The following is a 16,946-nucleotide window of genomic DNA, read 5'->3' as shown; positions in this document are numbered from 1 at the left end:
AGCGAGTGTTAGCGTGAAGTTTGGTCAAGGTTAATATCCATCTAATTTGATTTATATCATCATTAATCTTCCAACCGCACACAGCCAGGGAAGAAATTGGGACATCACATTCAGCTTAAGAAAAAAGAGGCCAGCGGTCTAAACCGCCAGCCTCCTTATGAGGTTCTGCTTCAAGATGCTACTCCAGATTAATCCGCCGGATCGTCTCCAGCGGCACCTTAGGTTCGCGAGTCTCCGTCAACAAGCCGTTAACCTCCTGCTGCACGTCGGTAATTTGCGTATAACAGTAACCGCAGATGTAGTCGATCGACTTGATCGCTTTCGTGATGCTCTCGAACCGTTCGATAAACGCCTCTTCCCCGCTAACTTGGTTCCCGTATCCCCAGCCCGACTCCGATTGGAAAGCGATCCCGCCGAACTCCGTTACGAGGATCGGTTGGCCGCGATAGGCGTGCCCGTTCGCCAGGGCATATTTCCAATTGTTAAAGGAAATGTGGTTGCCGGTGATGTCTTCCCTATTCTTATACCGCTCCAGGAAACGGCTTCCCGATTCCTCATAATCATGCAGGGTCAAAATGTCCGAAACCGTGTGCTCCCACCCGTCATTCGTAATCACCGGACGATAAGGGTCGATCGCCTTCGTCAGGTGATAAATCCCTTCCGTAAACTCCTGTTGCTTGCGGTCGTTCAGGATATTGGCCACGCCCCAGGACTCGTTAAAAGGAACCCAAGTGATGATACTCGGATGATTATATTGTTGGCGAACGATCTCGACCCATTCCTTCGAGAAGGCCTCAACCGCCTGATCGTTAAATTCGAACGTCGCCGCCATCTCCGACCAGACGAGCAACCCTTTGACGTCGCACCAGTACAAGAATCGGGCGTCTTCGATCTTCATATGCTTGCGAACGCCGTTATACCCCATTGCCATGATCTTATCGATGTCTTCGAGAATCGCTTCCTCAGAAGGCGGCGTTAAATGCGAATCCGGCCAATAGCCTTGATCCAAAATCAATCTTTGGTAAATCGGCGTATTGTTCAGCAGTACCTTTCCGTTCTCGATTGAAATTTTGCGCAACCCGAAATAGGAGTACACCTGATCGACCACCTGATCGTCCCGGTACAAAATAAATTCCACGTCGTACAAATTCGGACGCTGCGGCGACCACTCGCTGAATTTCCACGGTCCTCCCGCTTCATGCAGCAAATCGGCATCCACGCGAAGCCAAGGCCGGTCGATGGCCAAGCGCAGCCGCTTCATGGTTCTACCTTTCAAAGAGATGACGGTCTCCACCTCAAGCCGGCCGCCTTCCAGATCGCCCGCGACCTGAAACTCAAACGCCACAGATCTGCGATCATAGTCAGGGGTGATCTTCACCGCATCCAAATGCGCCGAGTCCACGAACTCCAGCCATACCGTTTGCCAAATCCCCGTGGTTTGCACATAGAAGCATTCGAAGCTATCGCTCTGCCAGCGCTGCTTCCCGCGAGGCTGGGTGCAGCTCTCGCTGTCCTCCGCCTTCAACGTCAGTACATTTTCGCTGCCAAAAGTCACGTACGGCGTGATGTCAAAAGAGAACGCAGCGTATCCGCCTTGATGCTCCCCGACATAAACGCCATTGACCCACAGCTTGGCCCGGTAATCGACGGCTTGAAAGTGGAGTATCGCCCGCTGCCCCGCCGCATCGGCCGGGAGGGTTAACTTCTTCTCATACCAGACCTGCGGGTGGAACGTCTCCTCTCCAATTCCGCTCAGCTTGGTTTCGTACGTAAACGGCACCTGGATCTTGCGATCGGCCTGCAGATCTACGTACCAGTTCTCCCGCTCGCCGATATTGCCATCGTCAAAGCGGAAGTCCCACTCTCCATTCAAGTTGATCCATTGCTCCCTCACGAATTGCGGTCTGGGATAATCTTTGATATACATATGGGTTGTCATGGGTTAAACTCCTTTTCCTCTATCTATCTCTTTGCTTTAACTTTCATCTGGGTAAAGCTGAACGTCGTATCGATGCTTCGAAGCCCAACACGTCCGTGGAAATAAGGATCGGGATCCGTATAGTCGATGACCGGTTCCTCCGCTCCGCCCCAATAGACTTGAATGCGAGAACCCGCCATCACGACACGCAGGGAGTACGTCTGTCCGGGTTCCATCGAGGCGCGTCCGCTGCTCACTGCCAGCGAACCATAATTGAGCTTCAACAGCTGCAACTGCCCGTCGGTAAGGCTGATCGCATAGCCCATCGCCGAATCCTGTACTTGATGCTCGAAGTAGGATTCGTTCGTCGTGCGGAGGAACACCTGTCCTTCCCCGCTCAAGCTCTCCGGAATGCCCACTTTCAGCGACAGCTCGTAATCATCCCAAGCCGCGTTACCGACGAACAAACGATCATCCGCGATCCCGCTTCCTTGAAACCCGCCGTCAATGGCTTCGAAAGCCCCGTAAATATTCTCGGCTTCGACCAATTCCAACAGATTCGCTGTCTCTGCTCCCGGCACTTCCGCCGACGCATAAAGCTTCAATTCTTGGAAGCTGACTTGGCCCTTGCGCAGCTTGACCTTTAGCGTATGATAGCCTTCCGGGAGCTCCATCGTCCCCAGCTTGACCGTTTTCCACCCCGGGTCGGAATCTGCTGCCAACTTAAAGGTTTGCTTCTCGTTCCCGCTGCTCACTTCGACCGTTGCCGCTTCCTTCGAGGTTAACAAGCGCATCGCTAAGCCGTAGGTTCCGGCCTCGGCCACGTTGACCTTATAGGACAGCCAATCCCCATCCTGCTCCAGCTTCACGAAGTAACTGCGATCCTCCGCCTGACCGATGGAAACCCCATCCGACTTGCGGAACTCCCCTGCAGCGGCGTCGGACGGATTCACCTTGAAACCGCGCTCGGCGTCCTTCAAATAATGAACGGCTTCAAGGGTACCCGGAACAGGTTTATACACTTCGAAATCGCTGCTCCCGTTCACATCGTTGGAGAACGCCGTGTACGAATACGAAGGTTCGGCATGGAACGCCGCGTACCCGATCCGGCCCGTAACGGTTGTTTGAACCGGAAGGTTAAACTTCATCATCTGGTCAAAATAAACGCGAACCGCGCTTCCGTCATTTTCCACGCGCACCGTATGAAGTTTCATATAATCGAATTCTTCCGGCAACCGGAGGCTGTCAAGTTGCTCCGCCTGACCTCCGTGGACCTGCATCACGGACAACTCGCCCGTCGCTGGCGTCAATCGTACTGCCCCATAGTTCTCCGAATCGGTATACGAAAAAATCGCCTCCACATAAGCCTGTTCCTCATCCACCGGTTGCTTGAAGCTCAGGTTGTACTCCGCGGTAAATCCGGCGTTCGTTTTCACCTTGCTTAGCCATCTGCTCGTGCCGTCCGGCATCGACTCTACATCCCAAGCCGTCTTCGCCTCCGGCTGATCCAAGCGGCTTTGGAAATCCGGTTGCTTCGGAACCGGCTGCGCGGTATTCGTCGGCCCCAGCACTTCCATCCGGTCGCCGTTGAACACGATCCGATCGATATCCATTTGCCGCACCGGCGGGCCTTCCGCAGAGTGGCCCACCAAATTGTGATAGACCATGTAATAGGAATCCAGATCCGGCCCAACAAAGCTCGAGCTATGACCCAAGCCAACGAACGAACCGGATGTGTGAATCACCACCGGATTGTTGTCCGGCACCTGATAAGTCCCCGTCGGGTCGTCGTGAGCGACGGCGTAGTTAATCCGATATCCTTTGCTGAATACATGATTGCCGGTATAGGTCATATAGTACGTGCCGTTGCGTTTGATGATCGTGGAGCCTTCCGTCCACCCGCCCAGATAAGCGTTGGTCGTAGACCCGATATCGATCGTATAAGGATCCGTCATCGGATGGATGACGATGCCCTGATCTCCCGCATGCGTGAAGTACCACGCGCCGTTATCGTCAATAAAAACCGAGCCGTCGATGCTAAGTCCCAAATTCTCCGTCTGCACCTCAAACGGCCCCGTCGGGCTATCGCTTCGTAATACGTAGTGTCCGTTCCCGGCGGGCGAGGTGTACATATAGAAGTACCCGTTCCAATACACCACCTCGGGCGCGTAGGCGCCCGTCGTGATCGGGTCCTCGGTCACCAAGCCTTCGGGCGTCCAATGAATCAGGTCCTCCGAGCTCCAACCTTTGATCCCGGCGCGGAAGTCCTTCGTACTGCAGTAGAGATAATACTTTCCGTCGTGGCGAAGAATATAGGGGTCGCCGATGCCGTAATCCTCCCATTCTTCGGGCAGCGTAAAAGGGTTCTGATAAGTTGGATCCTGATCGCTATACAATTTCACCTTCACCCCTTCGTTCGAGCTACATGAACCAAGAATTAGTGCGATACAGACGGCCGCACACAAGGCGGCCAGCGTGAACTTCTTCCTTCTCCCGGGCTTTTGGTTATCCATCTTCGCTTCCTATCCCTTCAACCCGCTGATCGCCAAAGATTCGACGAAATACTTCTGACAGAAGAAGAACACCAGGATGACGGGAACCATGGCAATGACCGAAGCCGACATAATCAACGGGTAATCGGAATTGCTAATATACATCGATTGAAGGGAAGCGATCATCACCTGGATGGTCTGCTTCTCCGGGGTATGCAGATAAATCAACGGACCCAGGAAATCATTCCAGATCCCCATGAACCCTAGCGCGGCTTGAGCCGCAATCGCCGGTTTGGCGATCGGCAGGGCAATTTGCATAAACGTGCGAATGAATCCGCTCCCGTCCAGCTTCGCGGCTTCGATCAATTCCGTCGGGATGGAGCCCTGCATGAACTGACGCAGGAAGAACACCACCACGATGTTGCCGAACAACCCGGGAACGATTAACGGAAGCAACGTGTCTACCCAATCCAACTTAGAGAACCCGATAAATTGCGGAATCATCATGACCGAATACGGAATCATCATGGTGCCGAGCAAACACATAAAGATCGTTTCTTTGAACGGAAAATCCACCTTGGCAAACGCATAGGCCGCCATCGTGGAAACGAATAAACCGATCGTCAAGACGAATACCACGATCGTCGCGCTATTCAGAAAGCCATGGAGGATCGGCGCTTCGGCCCAAACTCCCTTGTAGTTGGCGAACGTGACAGGATTCGGAATCCACTTCGGCGGAAGGTCGAACACGTTCTTTTTCTCCTTAAGAGAGGTCGATAACGACCAGGCCAGCGGAGCCAACATAATAATGGAACCAAACAATAAGATAAGGACATTGATGCTAAGGGTAATTCGACGTCTCAGCAGCATAAACACGCCTCCAATGCTAAAGTCTCAAGTAACGCTTTCCTAATCGTTGTAGATCCAACGTTTGGATAAACGGAATTGGAGCAGCGTTAAGATGAAAATAATGATGCCAAGCACCCAAGCCAGCGAGCTCGCGTAACCCATGTTGAAGTATTCGAACGCATGCTGGTAAATGTAGAAGACCACCGTTGCCGCGCTGAATTCAGGACCCCCGTCCGCTGCCATGACATAGATCTGGCTGAACGCTTGGAACGTACCGATGACGCCCATGACCACGATATAGAAATGAATGTTCGACAGAAGCGGAAACGTGATATGAACGAATTTCTGAAATCCATTGGCCCCGTCCACCTCGGCCGCTTCGTAGTAGCTTCGGGGGATCGATTGCAACCCGGCCAAATAGAGCACCATATTGCCCCCGATGCCGCCCCAGAGTCCCATCAAGATCAAGGACGGCTTGATCCATAGAGGATCGCCAAGCCAGTTCGGTCCGGTGATATGAAAGCTATTCCATAACAGCTGATTCAGCAGACCGTAGTCCTGGTTTAAGATCCATTGCCATAAGAGGGAAACCGCGATGATCGGCGAGATCACCGGGATGTAATAGATCGTCCGAAATACCGAGATACCCTTGATCTTCTGGTTCATGAGGATCGCCAGCAGCAGGGAAAGCACCATGCCAAGAGGGATCCCGATCAGCATGAACACCGTGTTGAACAGCGACTTAAACACCTTCTCGTCCTTAAACAGATCCACGTAGTTGGCTAAGCCGACAAACTTCGGGGACGAAACCATGTCCCACTCCGTTACGCTTAATACGGCTGAGGCAATTAACGGAGCAAGGCCGAAGATGAGGAACCCGAGCAGCGGAACCGCAACGAAGCCGTAAGCCCACAGGATCTCCTTGCGCCGAAAACCGGGGATTTTATTAGTCATAACCCTTCTTCCTTCCCGCGAAAGAAATTAGAGAAGGTGAAAGCAGTACGCGCCTGGCTTCCACCTTCCATTGTTCTTCTATCTACCGAATTACTTGTTCCCTTTGTCGTACAAGTCTTGCAGCTTAGGCGCAATCTCTTTCGCCCATTCCGCCGCCGTTTGCTTGCCGGTCCACACCTTGCTGGCCTCTTGGTTGAAGGTATCCAGCCATTGCGTATCTTTCGAGCCATATTCAACCGGAGGGTGTCCATACTCAATGATGTCGAGGAAGACCTGCTTATGCTCCGGAGCCTTGCCGTTGTTCAAGTAATCGTTCTTCGCCATATCGATTAAGTTAGGCACCGCCTGGCCCATCTCCATGTTTTGCTTCTGACCTTCAGGGTCCAAGGACAGGAAGGCAGCCAAGTTAAACGCCTCTTGCGGGTGTTTGGACTTGCTGGAAAGGGCAAAGCCCATCGATCCAAGCCAAGTTGACGTAGTTCCCGTGTTCGGGCTTGCCGGCCACGGCGCGATATCCCAGCCGAAAGGCAAATCCCAGAAGGCCGGTTGGTCCCAAGGTCCAAGCGGGAACATGCCGATCTTCCCGGCGACGAACCGCGAATAGCTGTTCATCGCTTTCTCGTCGTCCGCGGAAGGGCTCACATGATATTTCAGATTCAAATCCGCGATAAACTGCATCGCCTCGGCAAACTCCGGCGTATCCACGGCGATTTTCCCTGTCACATAATCGATGTATTGTCCGCCGTTCCCCCATACCGCTGCTTCTAAAGGAAATCCGGCTCCGCCGAAAATATCGGATTTGCCGTCACCGTTCGTATCCTTCGTGACTGCTTGGGCCGCCTTCAGGTAATCGTCCCAAGTCCATCCGCCCGGTTCGGCAGAGGGATAAGCGGCCCCCGCTTCATCAAAGAGATCCTTGTTATAGGCCATCGCCCAAGGGCCGACGTCCTTCGGAAGTCCGTACAAGTCTCCCGTCCCCAGATTCTTTCCGTCGAACCGATATCGGTCGATGGCTTGCTTCCATACATTGTCTTGTTTGAAGAGTTCCGTGTTATCCAAGTAGCTTTGAATGTCGAGAATCGTGCCGGCCTCCGCATACTTGAAGAATGCCGGTCCAGACAGATAGAAGACATCCGGTGCTTTGCCGGAGGCTACCAGCGTCGTGAGCTTCTGGTTGTATTCCGCCGGAGGCACGCTGGTGTAATTCACTTTCACGTTCGGGTATTTGTCTTCAAAGGATTGGATCAATGAAGCAAAAATCTTCTTCTCGTTTGGATCTCCGTGACCCATGAAAGAAATTTCGACTTTCTCGTCCGAGGTGACTTGCTGCCCGTTTGAAGCGCCTTGATTCTGGTTTCCCGGTTCCTTCGAGGCATTGGCCGAGTTGGCATTATTACTAGAGCCGCAACCTGTAAGCGCTACCAACATGGACATGACCAAAAGCACCGCAATGACTGCCAAGCGATTGGTTTTCACGTGCATAACCTCCCTATTAAATTCGTCGCGATTACGGAATGGTGTGTGTCTGTTTAGGTCTGTAACCGCTTTACATTTGCATTTTAGTATATCCACTTAGATATTAGTATACTTTATTTAGTATATAATATACTTTATTAGATTAATTCTACGGGAACCGTGACTCTGCGCGGATTCGAGTGGCCTTCCAGCTGCTCCAGCAAACATTCCACGGTATGCTTACACATCGTTTCGATATCCTGCTGCACGAAGTGGATGCCCGGTCTTTCCGGCCCGTCGAATCCGACCAGCGCAAATTCCTCCGGCACTCGCTTATTCAATCGTTGCAGCGCTTTATAGGCATAGCCCGTGAGCTGTGCGTTCATGACGAACGCCGCCGTAATCTCGGGATGAGAACGGAAAAATTCATAGATCATTTCTTCCCCGGGGCCCTTATGGATATCGTCGATATTTAAGATACACCATTGGTTTTTGTTAATCGGCAATTGATTCTGATAGAACGCCCGCTCAAAGCCGGCCGCGCGGTCTTCGGTTACGGTATTCGTGATCACGGGAGAAATGAGGGCGATTTCCCGGTGCCCCTGGTTCAGCAAGTAGCTGACAGCGTCGAAGGTTCCCTTCTCGTTGTCCGCGCTGACGCTGTAAGTCCGGATATCCTTTAAATAACGGTCAATCAGAACGAGCGGGAATTTATCGATCGATAGGCGTAAAATGTCCTCGTTGTAGTTCTCCTCCTCGGTCGGAAAGATGATCATGCCCTTCACGCCGTTGCGATTAAAGGCTTCGATCGCTTCGCTTTCATTTCGCTGCGATTCCCTCGATATACTGAGCGTGAGTTGATAGCCGGACGCCCAGGCAAACCGTTCGATATTGTCCACGATCCGCTGTTCCACCTTGGTCTGCAGCGTAGGGATGATCAAGCCGATCGTTCCCTTGCGGGTAGAATCCGTGCGTTGCGTGGCACCGGCTGCATTCAAATAGCTCCACACCTCGTCATTAACGAAGGTCCCTTTGCCTTGATGCCGAGTTAAGATGCCTTCATCCGCCAGGCCGATCAGGGCGTTTTTGCTCGTGATCTGGCTGACATGATACTCCTCGGCCAGCTCCTTCTCCGACGGGATCCGGTCTCCCGGCCTGAGTTCCCCGGATTGGATGCGCTCCTTGATCTCATCCTGGATCTGTTTATATAAGGGTAGATTCTTCACAATAGGTCACTCCCATCTTCGCTCAACATAATATATATACTTAGTATATTATTTATTTTTCTTTTGTCTATGAGGAAGATGTGACCTCTCGGTAGGTAACAGCCGTTCGAAGGAACTGAATGCCCTGCTGATCGCGCAGGGTACACGACATTAACGATCACGAAGAACCGGATCAAAATGCGCTGCGCCTTGGACGATGTATCGATCGGTCATGAAGCAAGCTTACCCAAGCGGACCTATAGCGGAAGAAAAAATGGCCTCGCTCCCCATCTGCGCTGTTGCACGAAATGATCGAAATAACTGCGTAGATGCAATTATTTCCTCGCAGCCTGAGCTCAACGGCTAAATAGCTGTGTAAATACAGTTATTTTCTACGATTTTGAGAAAATCGGCCTTTACCTGGGGAATAACTGTATTCTTGCAGCTATTTTAAGAAAAACCCGACAATCGGTGAAAATAGCTGCACTCCTGCAGTTATTTTCCCTCCGGCCCAAGCGTCTGCATGTGGCTGTGTATCGAACAAAAAAGCCGATCCGGAACGCTCCGGATCGACTTTTCTCCTACGTGTTGCTTGCTCACTTCTTCTTGCCCTTGCCGCCGCCCCGCTTGCGGCCCGGAGCAGCCTCCTTGGCGCCCCCGTCCCGGGCGCCGACGAAGACCCCGCTCGCGGACGTCTTCTTCCGCCGCGAGCCTTTGTCCTCGCCGGTGCTGCGGTATCCGCGACCGGCATCGCGGGCCACGGCGACCGTCCCGGAGGCGTAGCCTCCCTTGCCGGAGCCGAAGCCAAATGCGGGCGCGCCGTCCGACGCGACGCCCGAGCTCTCGCCCGCGCCGCTATCCGCGCGGGCTACGGCGCTGCCAAGCGCGACGCCGCCGCTGCCTTTGGCAGCTCCGCCGCGCTTGCCGCGCTTCCCGCCGGGTGCGCCCGCCCCGGCGCCTACGGCCTCGGCGGTGTTGGCCCCCGCCGCCGCCCGGCCGGGCTTGCCCTTGGCGCCGCCTGCGCCGCGGCCGCCCTTGCCTTTGCCGGCGGCCTTGCCACCGCCTTTGCCCGGCTTGCCGCTGCGGCCTCCGCCGCCCCGACCGCCTTCAAAGGCTCCGCGTCCGCCGCCGAACTCGCCGCGCTGCCGCGGCTTCATGTCGACCATCTCGAAGTCGATGGTATGGTCGTCCATGTTCACGCGGGCCACGCGGATCTTGACCTCGTCGCCGATCCGGTAGATCTTCGACGTGCGTTCCCCGATCAGCGCCATATGCTGCTCGTGGAAATGGTAATAGTCATCCGTCATCGCGCTAAGCCGGATCAGCCCTTCCACCGTGTTCTCCAGCTCGATGAACATGCCGAAGCTCGTGACGCTGCTGATAATGCCAGGGAATTCCTCCCCGACCTTATCCAGCATGTACTCCGCTTTCTTCAGCTGTTCCGTGTCGCGCTCCGCCTCCACGGCGATACGCTCCCGCTCGGACGATTGCTGCGCGATATCCTGCATCCGGCTGGCCAGGTACTCCATCCGCGCCTCGCTTAGCGTCCCGTTGCTCTCGATCACCTCGCGAATCACTCGGTGGATCACCAGGTCGGGATACCGCCGGATCGGCGAGGTGAAGTGCGTGTAGAACTCCGCCGCCAGCCCGAAATGCCCGGTGCTTTCCGCATCGTATTTCGCCTGCTTCATCGAGCGCAGCATCATCGTGCTGATGACTGTCTGCTCCTTCGTGCCCTGAATGTCCTCCAGCAGCGTCTGCAGCGCGCGCGGATGTATCTTGTTGCCTTTCCCGCCTTTGACCGCATACCCGAAGTTGGCGACAAATGCCATGAAGTTCATCAGCTTCTCCTGGTCCGGATCCTCGTGAATCCGATAAATGAACGGCACCTTCAGCCAATGAAAATGCTCCGCCACCGTTTCATTCGCCGCCAGCATGAATTCCTCAATAATTTGTTCCGCGATCGAACGTTCGCGCTTCACGATGTCGACCGGCTTGCCGTTCTCGTCAACGATCACCTTCGATTCCTCGAAATCGAAGTCGACCGCGCCGCGCCGCATGCGGTTCCCCCGCAGCTTCAGGGCCAGCTCCTTCATCAGCTGGAACGTCTCGACCAGATCGGCGTAACGTTCGGTTACCTCCGGATCTTCTTCCTGCAGAATTTTCCGCACATTGGTGTAGGTCATCCGTTCCTTGGTGCGAATCACGCTCGTGAAGATATCGTGCTTCACGACCTTCATCTGCTCGTTGAATTCCATCTCGCAGGACAGCGTGAAGCGGTCTACCTTCGGATTCAAGGAGCATATCCCGTTCGACAGCCGGTGCGGCAGCATCGGAATGACGCGATCCACCAGATACACGCTGCAGCCGCGGTTATATGCTTCTTGATCGAGCTTGGAATTCTCCCGCACGTAATAGCCGACATCGGCGATATGCACGCCCAGTCTGATATTCCCGTTCGGCAAGCGCTCCACATTCACGGCGTCGTCCAGGTCCTTCGCGTCCTCGCCGTCGATCGTGACGATCACCTTGTCGCGTAAATCCCGCCGCCCCTGGCGGACGATTTCCGCCTCTTCGATCTCGTCGGGGGCATCCTGCGCCTCGGCCATGACGTCCTCCGGGAACGCCTCCGGCAGCTGATGCTTGCGAATGATCGACAGGATATCGACCCCCGGGTCGTCCTTGTGTCCGAGTATCTCGATGACTTGGCCTACCGCTGCAGACCTTCCTTCCGGGTATTCCACGATTTCAGCTACGACCTTCTCGCCGTCGACCGCCCCGCCGAAGCCTTCGCGAGGGATAAACAGATCCTTGTTGATCCGTTTGTCATCCGGGATCACGAAACCAAACGATTCGTTATTCTGGAATACCCCCACCACTTGGGTTACGGCACGGTGTACGATGCGCACGACCTCGCCTTCCAGCTTGCCGCCGCCCGCGCTTTTCGAGCTGACTCGCACCAACACGGTGTCTCCATTCATCGCGCTTTTCAAATCATTCGCATGGATGTATACGTCGGGATGCTCGCGATCCTCCGGGATCAGAAAAGCAAACCCTTTGGCATGGGCCTGCAAACGGCCGCGCACCAAATCCATCCGTTCCGGAACGCCGTAACGATGAGTGCGGGTTAAGATAATTTGTCCTTCCTGCTCCAACCGGTTGAGCATTTTCAGGAACTCTTTGAATTCGCCGGCATCGGTGATGCCAAAATGCTCCTCCAGCTCTTGATACGTCAACGGTTTATATGCGGTTTCCCGCATAAAAGCGAGCAGCTCTGCTTCTGTGATTAATTTCAAATGATTTCACCTCAAACCCGGCTTGTCCCTTTGGTGCCGGGGTGTAATTTTGCATGACATTTCCATGATATTCCTCTAGCCGTATATCCCCTAGTATACACGAAATTCGCGGTTGGCATCCGTTTTCGCCCGGGATTCCCGTGAAATTGCATGGATTTCATGAAAAAGGCTTAATTTTTATGAAAATCCAGCCGACAATATAATGGAAGAATTCCACGAATTAGGAGAGGGAGAAAGAAGGTATGGAGAACAATAGCATTCTGCAACGACGCAATAAGTTATTCGTCAAAATCATCTGGGGAATGGTCGCCCTCGGCGTCCTGACCGACATCATGATCCAGGTCGACAGCAAAGTCCTGTTTACGTTGATCATCGTCGGCGGAATCTGCTGTTCCATCGCGACCTACATGACTTACGCGAACAAAGGGACACGCTACGTTATGTTCGTCATCCCCGTGATCACCCAGCTGTTGACGTTTCTGCTGATCTACCAAGATCCGGACCCGATCATCAGCACGTATCTGCTCGTCTACGTGTCCGTCGGCATCATGACGTTGTATTCGAACTATAAGCCGATTCTGTTCTCGGGCGTATTGGGCATGGGGATCACGGTTTATTTCTTCAACGTTCCCTTCTACCACGATAAATTATTCGCCCGGGAATCGCTCAGTTATTTGCTGCTGTTCCTGGGATTTCTGATCGTAGCCTTAGCTTTTGCCGCCCGGTTCAGCGAACGCTTGCAGAAGGACGTCTTAGCTAAGCAGCAGGATGCCTTAGAGGCGAAGCGCCGCAGCGACGAGCTGCTCACGAATCTGCAAACCTCGCTGGATGTACTGGGCCGTCTGAGCACGCAGCTGCGGGATAACGTAAACGTCACCGGCTCGATCTCTAAAGAGATCACAACCACCTTCGGTAGCGTCTCCGCCACCCTGGAGCGACAAACGCTGGGGCTTACGGAAACGACCCAATCCGTGCAAGAGGTTGGCGGGGCCGTGGAAGTCACCGCCGAAATTTCGGCCCAGCTTCAGGAGCTATCGACCGACATGCTTCACAATACGGAGGCAGCCGGGGCAAAAATGAATTCCTTATCCTTACATATCCAGCATCTGCAGCAGGTGATTGCGGGTACGGTCACCCAAATGCAGAAGCTTCGCGACCAGAACGAGCAAATCAGCCAAATCGTCGAAACGATCCATGGGATCTCCACGCAGACGAACCTTCTGGCCATGAATGCAGCCATTGAAGCGGCCCATGCCGGGGAACATGGCAAAGGTTTTGCCGTCGTCTCCACGGAAATTCGCAAACTCGCGGAAAATTCGCAAAAGGCGACCCAGAGCATTAACGACATTCTGGCGGACGTCATCGGGCAAATCAACAATGTTGCCGAACAGATTACGCTAGGCTCCACCGCGATCCATTCCGGGCAGGAAGAGGCACAGGAAGTTCAGAGCTATGTAGAGAAGGTGTCCGACAATGCGCGTACGGTTAACCAGCAATCCGGTGAGGTGGATCGTTCGGTACGGCAGATGCAAGACCGATACGGCAGCATTATGGCGGAAATTATGGAGCTGGCCGAAAGCACCGAACACAATATGAGCGCGGCCCAGCAGATTTTGGCGGGTATCGAGGCCCAGGATGGCAAAATCCACGAGATCGTTCAACACTATCAGGATCTCGACACCTTGATTCTATCGTTATCGGCCACCGCAGCGGAAGAAACCGCACCAACGCCTCAAGCGGTCCAAACGGCGTCCGCTCCGTCAGGTCACGCCAAGCAACCGATCCCGGTCGGTTAAGGTCGCCTGCGCGTCGGTTTAGAAGGGATTCCTTCTAAATCTAATGAAAAAGGCTTGCCCGCGGGCAAGCCTTCTTTTTATTTATTTTATGTAGATAAGACCGTTTCCTGATTCAAGCTCTCGAGCGTGTCCACATACCAGACATAGCGCTCCGGATTCTCGTAAAACTCCGCCACATGGATAATGGCCGGTACGACATCGTCCCCTTTGTAGAATCGGCGTTCCCCGACCTGGGTCATCGGGACATGGAAGGAGATGCGAAGCGCCCGAAACAACGTAGGCTCAAGCAGGGTGACATAATGACGGATCCCGTTCTGCTGGGCAAACAATACGATGGTTGCGAGTAACCGGTTGAGATTTCGACCGCGGTACCGCCTCAGCAGCGCCACCTTATCGACCTCGGCGATTTCCCCCGGGCTTGAAACCAAGATAGCCGGGTGATCATCAAACGGTGCCAAATCGTTTAAGGGCTCGTCCGTTTGCGGCGCATAAGGTTTGAATTCCACGGTACCCACCGGCACCCCCGAGGTGTCATAAACGAGGCAACGACCTAAGACGTCGTCGGCAAATTCCGGTTCAAAGCCTTTCTCCATCCAAGCTTCCATCCAAATCGAGTGAAACAAGGTTCCTTCCTCCAGCGTACTCACCAGCTTGTACAATTTCCTTCCTCCTCTCATTGTCTGTACCAAAATTGTAATATTTTTACCTTTCTCAAGCCACGAAAATCCTACATAATCTAACATTTATTACTAATAAATTCCTTTCAATATTGTTACGATTTGTTTTCATAAAGTAACGCAAAAAAAGCCCCCGTCTCCTTAAAGGAAACGAGGGCTTACTCTGCTAGAATGATAAGGTTAATCCAACACGACGGCAACGACGATCGACAAGATGAAGAAACCCGCTGCCAATCCGACCGTGATTCGTTCGAGAACGAGCTCCATGCCGCGCGCTTTCGTTTTTCCGAAAAGATGTTCAGCTCCCCCGGAGATGGCACCGGCTAGACCCGCGCTCTTCCCTTTCTGCAGCAACACGACTGCGATCAAACCGATCGAGAAAATAACGAGCAATACCTTCAGCAAAATATCCATTCAATCCACCTCCTAAGTGAGAAACATCCTTCATCTATTCCATAATAACTCAGATATTTACGATACAAAAACAGCATTATCATTGTACCATAGCGTCCCTCGAATAACAACCGTTTTCCGATTGTCCCCGCTACATTAACTTAGTTTATATACCCGCGCCTCGTAAGGCCGCAAATCCATGCTCCGCACGTCTGCACCGGCTGGCACCCCGTCGTAGTTTGCAATAAGCAGTTCTGCGGCTTGGGCCTTTTCAGGACTGAGGGCCTCTGCTTCCGGTGTCGTCCAGTTGAATCGGGCCGGTTGGTCGTAGAAATTCAACACCACCAATAATTGCTCTTGCCCCAACGTGCGGGTGTAAGCGTACACTTGATTATCGTCGGCATTTAGCAGCTCATATCTCCCATAAACGATCACCTCATGCTGCTTACGCAGTTCGATCAGGCGGCGGTAATAGTGGAAGATCGAGTTTTCATCCGTCAGCGCTTGCTCCACATTGATGTCCCGGTAATTCGGGTTGACCGCTAGCCAAGGTGTACCCGTCGTAAACCCGGCATGCGGGCTACGGCCGTCCCATTGCATCGGGGTACGCGCGTTGTCCCGCCCTTTGGCGTAAATCGCCTCCATGATTTCCTCCGGTGTACGGCCTTTCTCCAGATACTCCTTGTACATGTTTATCGTCTCGATATCCCGATACTCGTCGATCGTCTCGAACCGAACATTGGTCATACCGATTTCCTCGCCCTGGTAGATATAAGGCGTCCCCTGAAGCGTATGCAACAGCGTGGCCAGCATTTTGGCCGATACGTTACGGTACTCACGATCATTGCCGAATCGCGATAGCAGGCGCGGCTGATCGTGGTTGTTCAAGTAGATACTGTTCCAAGCCTTTCCTTCCAACTCGGTCTGCCATTTGGAGAAGATCTGTTTGAAGTCGACTAGCTTCCACGGTTTGCCCCACCATTTGCCGTCGGATCCTGAATCGATCCCCATCAGCTCGAACTGGAACACCATGCTCAGCTCGCCCCGATCCGTTCCGGCGAATAGGGTCGCATCCTCCGGCGTCACATCCAGAGTTTCGCCCACCGTCATGATATCGTATTTGGACAAGACCTCGCGGTTCATTTCCTGCAGGAACTCGTGAACCCGTGGACCGTTGATGCAAGTCCCGCCGTCTTCGCTGTTCGGCAACCCTGGAGGTTTAGAGATCATGTTGATGACGTCCATCCGGAATCCGTCGATCCCTTTATCGAGCCACCAGGTCATCATATCGTACACTTCGCGGCGGACCTTCGGATTCTCCCAGTTCAGGTCCGGCTGCTTCTTGGAGAACATATGAAGATAATATTCGCCCGTGGATTCATCGAATTCCCAGGCGGGTCCGCTAAAGAACGAACCCCAGTCGTTCGGGGCCTCGCCGTCTTTGCCGGGATGCCAAATATAATAATCCCGGTATGGATTATCCTTCGATTTGCGCGATTCCACGAACCAGTGATGCTCATCCGAGCTATGATTGACGACCAGGTCCATGATCAACTTCATGCCCCGTGCATGCAATCCATTCAGCAGCTCCTCCCAGTCCTGCATCGTTCCAAAAGAATTCATGATCGACTGATAATCGCTAATATCGTACCCATTATCGTCGTTTGGCGACTGATACACAGGGCATAACCAAACCACGTCCACGCCTAGTGTCTTTAAATAGTCCAGCTTGGAGATGATCCCCCGCAAGTCGCCGATCCCGTCCCCGTTGCTGTCCATAAAACTACGCGGATAAATTTGATATACGACGCTTTCCTTCCACCACTTTTTGTCCACGAATAGGTCCTCCTCCGGATGGCTCTAATTAGTTATGTCCGTCCGTTGTATTTTGCACTTAGCCTTGCTATACAG

At 53.4% G+C, this 16,946-nt stretch carries 11 protein-coding genes; 1 reads left to right on the top strand and 10 read right to left on the bottom strand.

Features of this window, described 5'->3' with window-relative positions:
• Positions 1-178: 178 nt before the first annotated feature.
• The 7 genes from MKZ15_RS01165 to rnr form a co-directional block, all read right to left on the bottom strand.
• The gene (locus MKZ15_RS01165) at positions 179-1,939 is read right to left on the bottom strand and encodes a sugar-binding domain-containing protein (RefSeq protein ID WP_339819136.1); all 1,761 of its coding nucleotides are present in this window, start codon (positions 1,937-1,939) and stop codon (positions 179-181) included.
• Positions 1,940-1,962: 23 nt separating this feature from the next.
• Positions 1,963-4,431, bottom strand: a complete 2,469-nt coding sequence (locus MKZ15_RS01160; protein WP_339819135.1) for a family 43 glycosylhydrolase — start codon at positions 4,429-4,431, stop codon at positions 1,963-1,965.
• A gap of 9 nt (positions 4,432-4,440) precedes the next feature.
• Positions 4,441-5,280, bottom strand: a complete 840-nt coding sequence (locus tag MKZ15_RS01155; protein ID WP_155606962.1) for a carbohydrate ABC transporter permease — start codon at positions 5,278-5,280, stop codon at positions 4,441-4,443.
• A gap of 39 nt (positions 5,281-5,319) precedes the next feature.
• Positions 5,320-6,213, bottom strand: coding sequence for a sugar ABC transporter permease (locus MKZ15_RS01150; protein WP_155606961.1), 894 nt, complete (start codon positions 6,211-6,213; stop codon positions 5,320-5,322).
• 90 nt (positions 6,214-6,303) lie between these two features.
• Positions 6,304-7,695 (bottom strand): sugar ABC transporter substrate-binding protein, encoded by a 1,392-nt coding sequence (locus MKZ15_RS01145; RefSeq protein ID WP_155606960.1) that lies wholly within the window; start codon positions 7,693-7,695, stop codon positions 6,304-6,306.
• 131 nt (positions 7,696-7,826) lie between these two features.
• The gene (locus tag MKZ15_RS01140) at positions 7,827-8,894 is read right to left on the bottom strand and encodes a GntR family transcriptional regulator (RefSeq protein ID WP_339819132.1); all 1,068 of its coding nucleotides are present in this window, start codon (positions 8,892-8,894) and stop codon (positions 7,827-7,829) included.
• A gap of 575 nt (positions 8,895-9,469) precedes the next feature.
• Entirely contained in the window at positions 9,470-12,169 is a 2,700-nt protein-coding gene (gene rnr, locus MKZ15_RS01135) for a ribonuclease R (protein ID WP_339819131.1), read from the bottom strand.
• A gap of 242 nt (positions 12,170-12,411) precedes the next feature.
• Here rnr and MKZ15_RS01130 point away from each other — a divergent pair, with 242 nt between their 5' ends.
• Positions 12,412-13,965, top strand: coding sequence for a methyl-accepting chemotaxis protein (locus tag MKZ15_RS01130; protein ID WP_155606958.1), 1,554 nt, complete (start codon positions 12,412-12,414; stop codon positions 13,963-13,965).
• Positions 13,966-14,051: 86 nt separating this feature from the next.
• Here MKZ15_RS01130 and MKZ15_RS01125 read toward each other — a convergent pair whose 3' ends face one another.
• From MKZ15_RS01125 to MKZ15_RS01115, 3 genes are all read right to left on the bottom strand, one after another.
• A complete protein-coding gene (locus MKZ15_RS01125; protein ID WP_339819127.1) occupies positions 14,052-14,624 on the bottom strand; it encodes a GNAT family N-acetyltransferase in 573 nt (190 codons plus the stop codon).
• Between the two features lie 198 nt (positions 14,625-14,822).
• The gene (gene secG, locus MKZ15_RS01120) at positions 14,823-15,056 is read right to left on the bottom strand and encodes a preprotein translocase subunit SecG (protein WP_155606956.1); all 234 of its coding nucleotides are present in this window, start codon (positions 15,054-15,056) and stop codon (positions 14,823-14,825) included.
• 135 nt (positions 15,057-15,191) lie between these two features.
• Positions 15,192-16,871, bottom strand: coding sequence for an alpha-glucosidase (locus MKZ15_RS01115; protein ID WP_339819125.1), 1,680 nt, complete (start codon positions 16,869-16,871; stop codon positions 15,192-15,194).
• Positions 16,872-16,946: the final 75 nt, after the last annotated feature.

Source organism: Paenibacillus sp. FSL R7-0216, from assembly GCF_037969915.1.
In the GTDB taxonomy this organism is placed as follows: domain Bacteria; phylum Bacillota; class Bacilli; order Paenibacillales; family Paenibacillaceae; genus Fontibacillus; species Fontibacillus rhizolycopersici.
This window is presented reverse-complemented; position numbering and strand designations above follow the sequence as displayed.

Bases quoted from the DNA above. Each gene is read 5' to 3' on its own strand.
- MKZ15_RS01150 (WP_155606961.1), bottom strand. From the start codon at position 6,213: ATGACTAATAAAATCCCCGGTTTTCGGCGCAAGGAGATCCTGTGGGCT.
- MKZ15_RS01155 (WP_155606962.1), bottom strand. From the start codon at position 5,280: ATGCTGCTGAGACGTCGAATTACCCTTAGCATCAATGTCCTTATCTTA.
- secG (WP_155606956.1), bottom strand. From the start codon at position 15,056: ATGGATATTTTGCTGAAGGTATTGCTCGTTATTTTCTCGATCGGTTTG.
- MKZ15_RS01160 (WP_339819135.1), bottom strand. From the start codon at position 4,431: ATGGATAACCAAAAGCCCGGGAGAAGGAAGAAGTTCACGCTGGCCGCC.
- MKZ15_RS01165 (WP_339819136.1), bottom strand. From the start codon at position 1,939: ATGACAACCCATATGTATATCAAAGATTATCCCAGACCGCAATTCGTG.
- MKZ15_RS01130 (WP_155606958.1), top strand. From the start codon at position 12,412: ATGGAGAACAATAGCATTCTGCAACGACGCAATAAGTTATTCGTCAAA.
- MKZ15_RS01145 (WP_155606960.1), bottom strand. From the start codon at position 7,695: ATGCACGTGAAAACCAATCGCTTGGCAGTCATTGCGGTGCTTTTGGTC.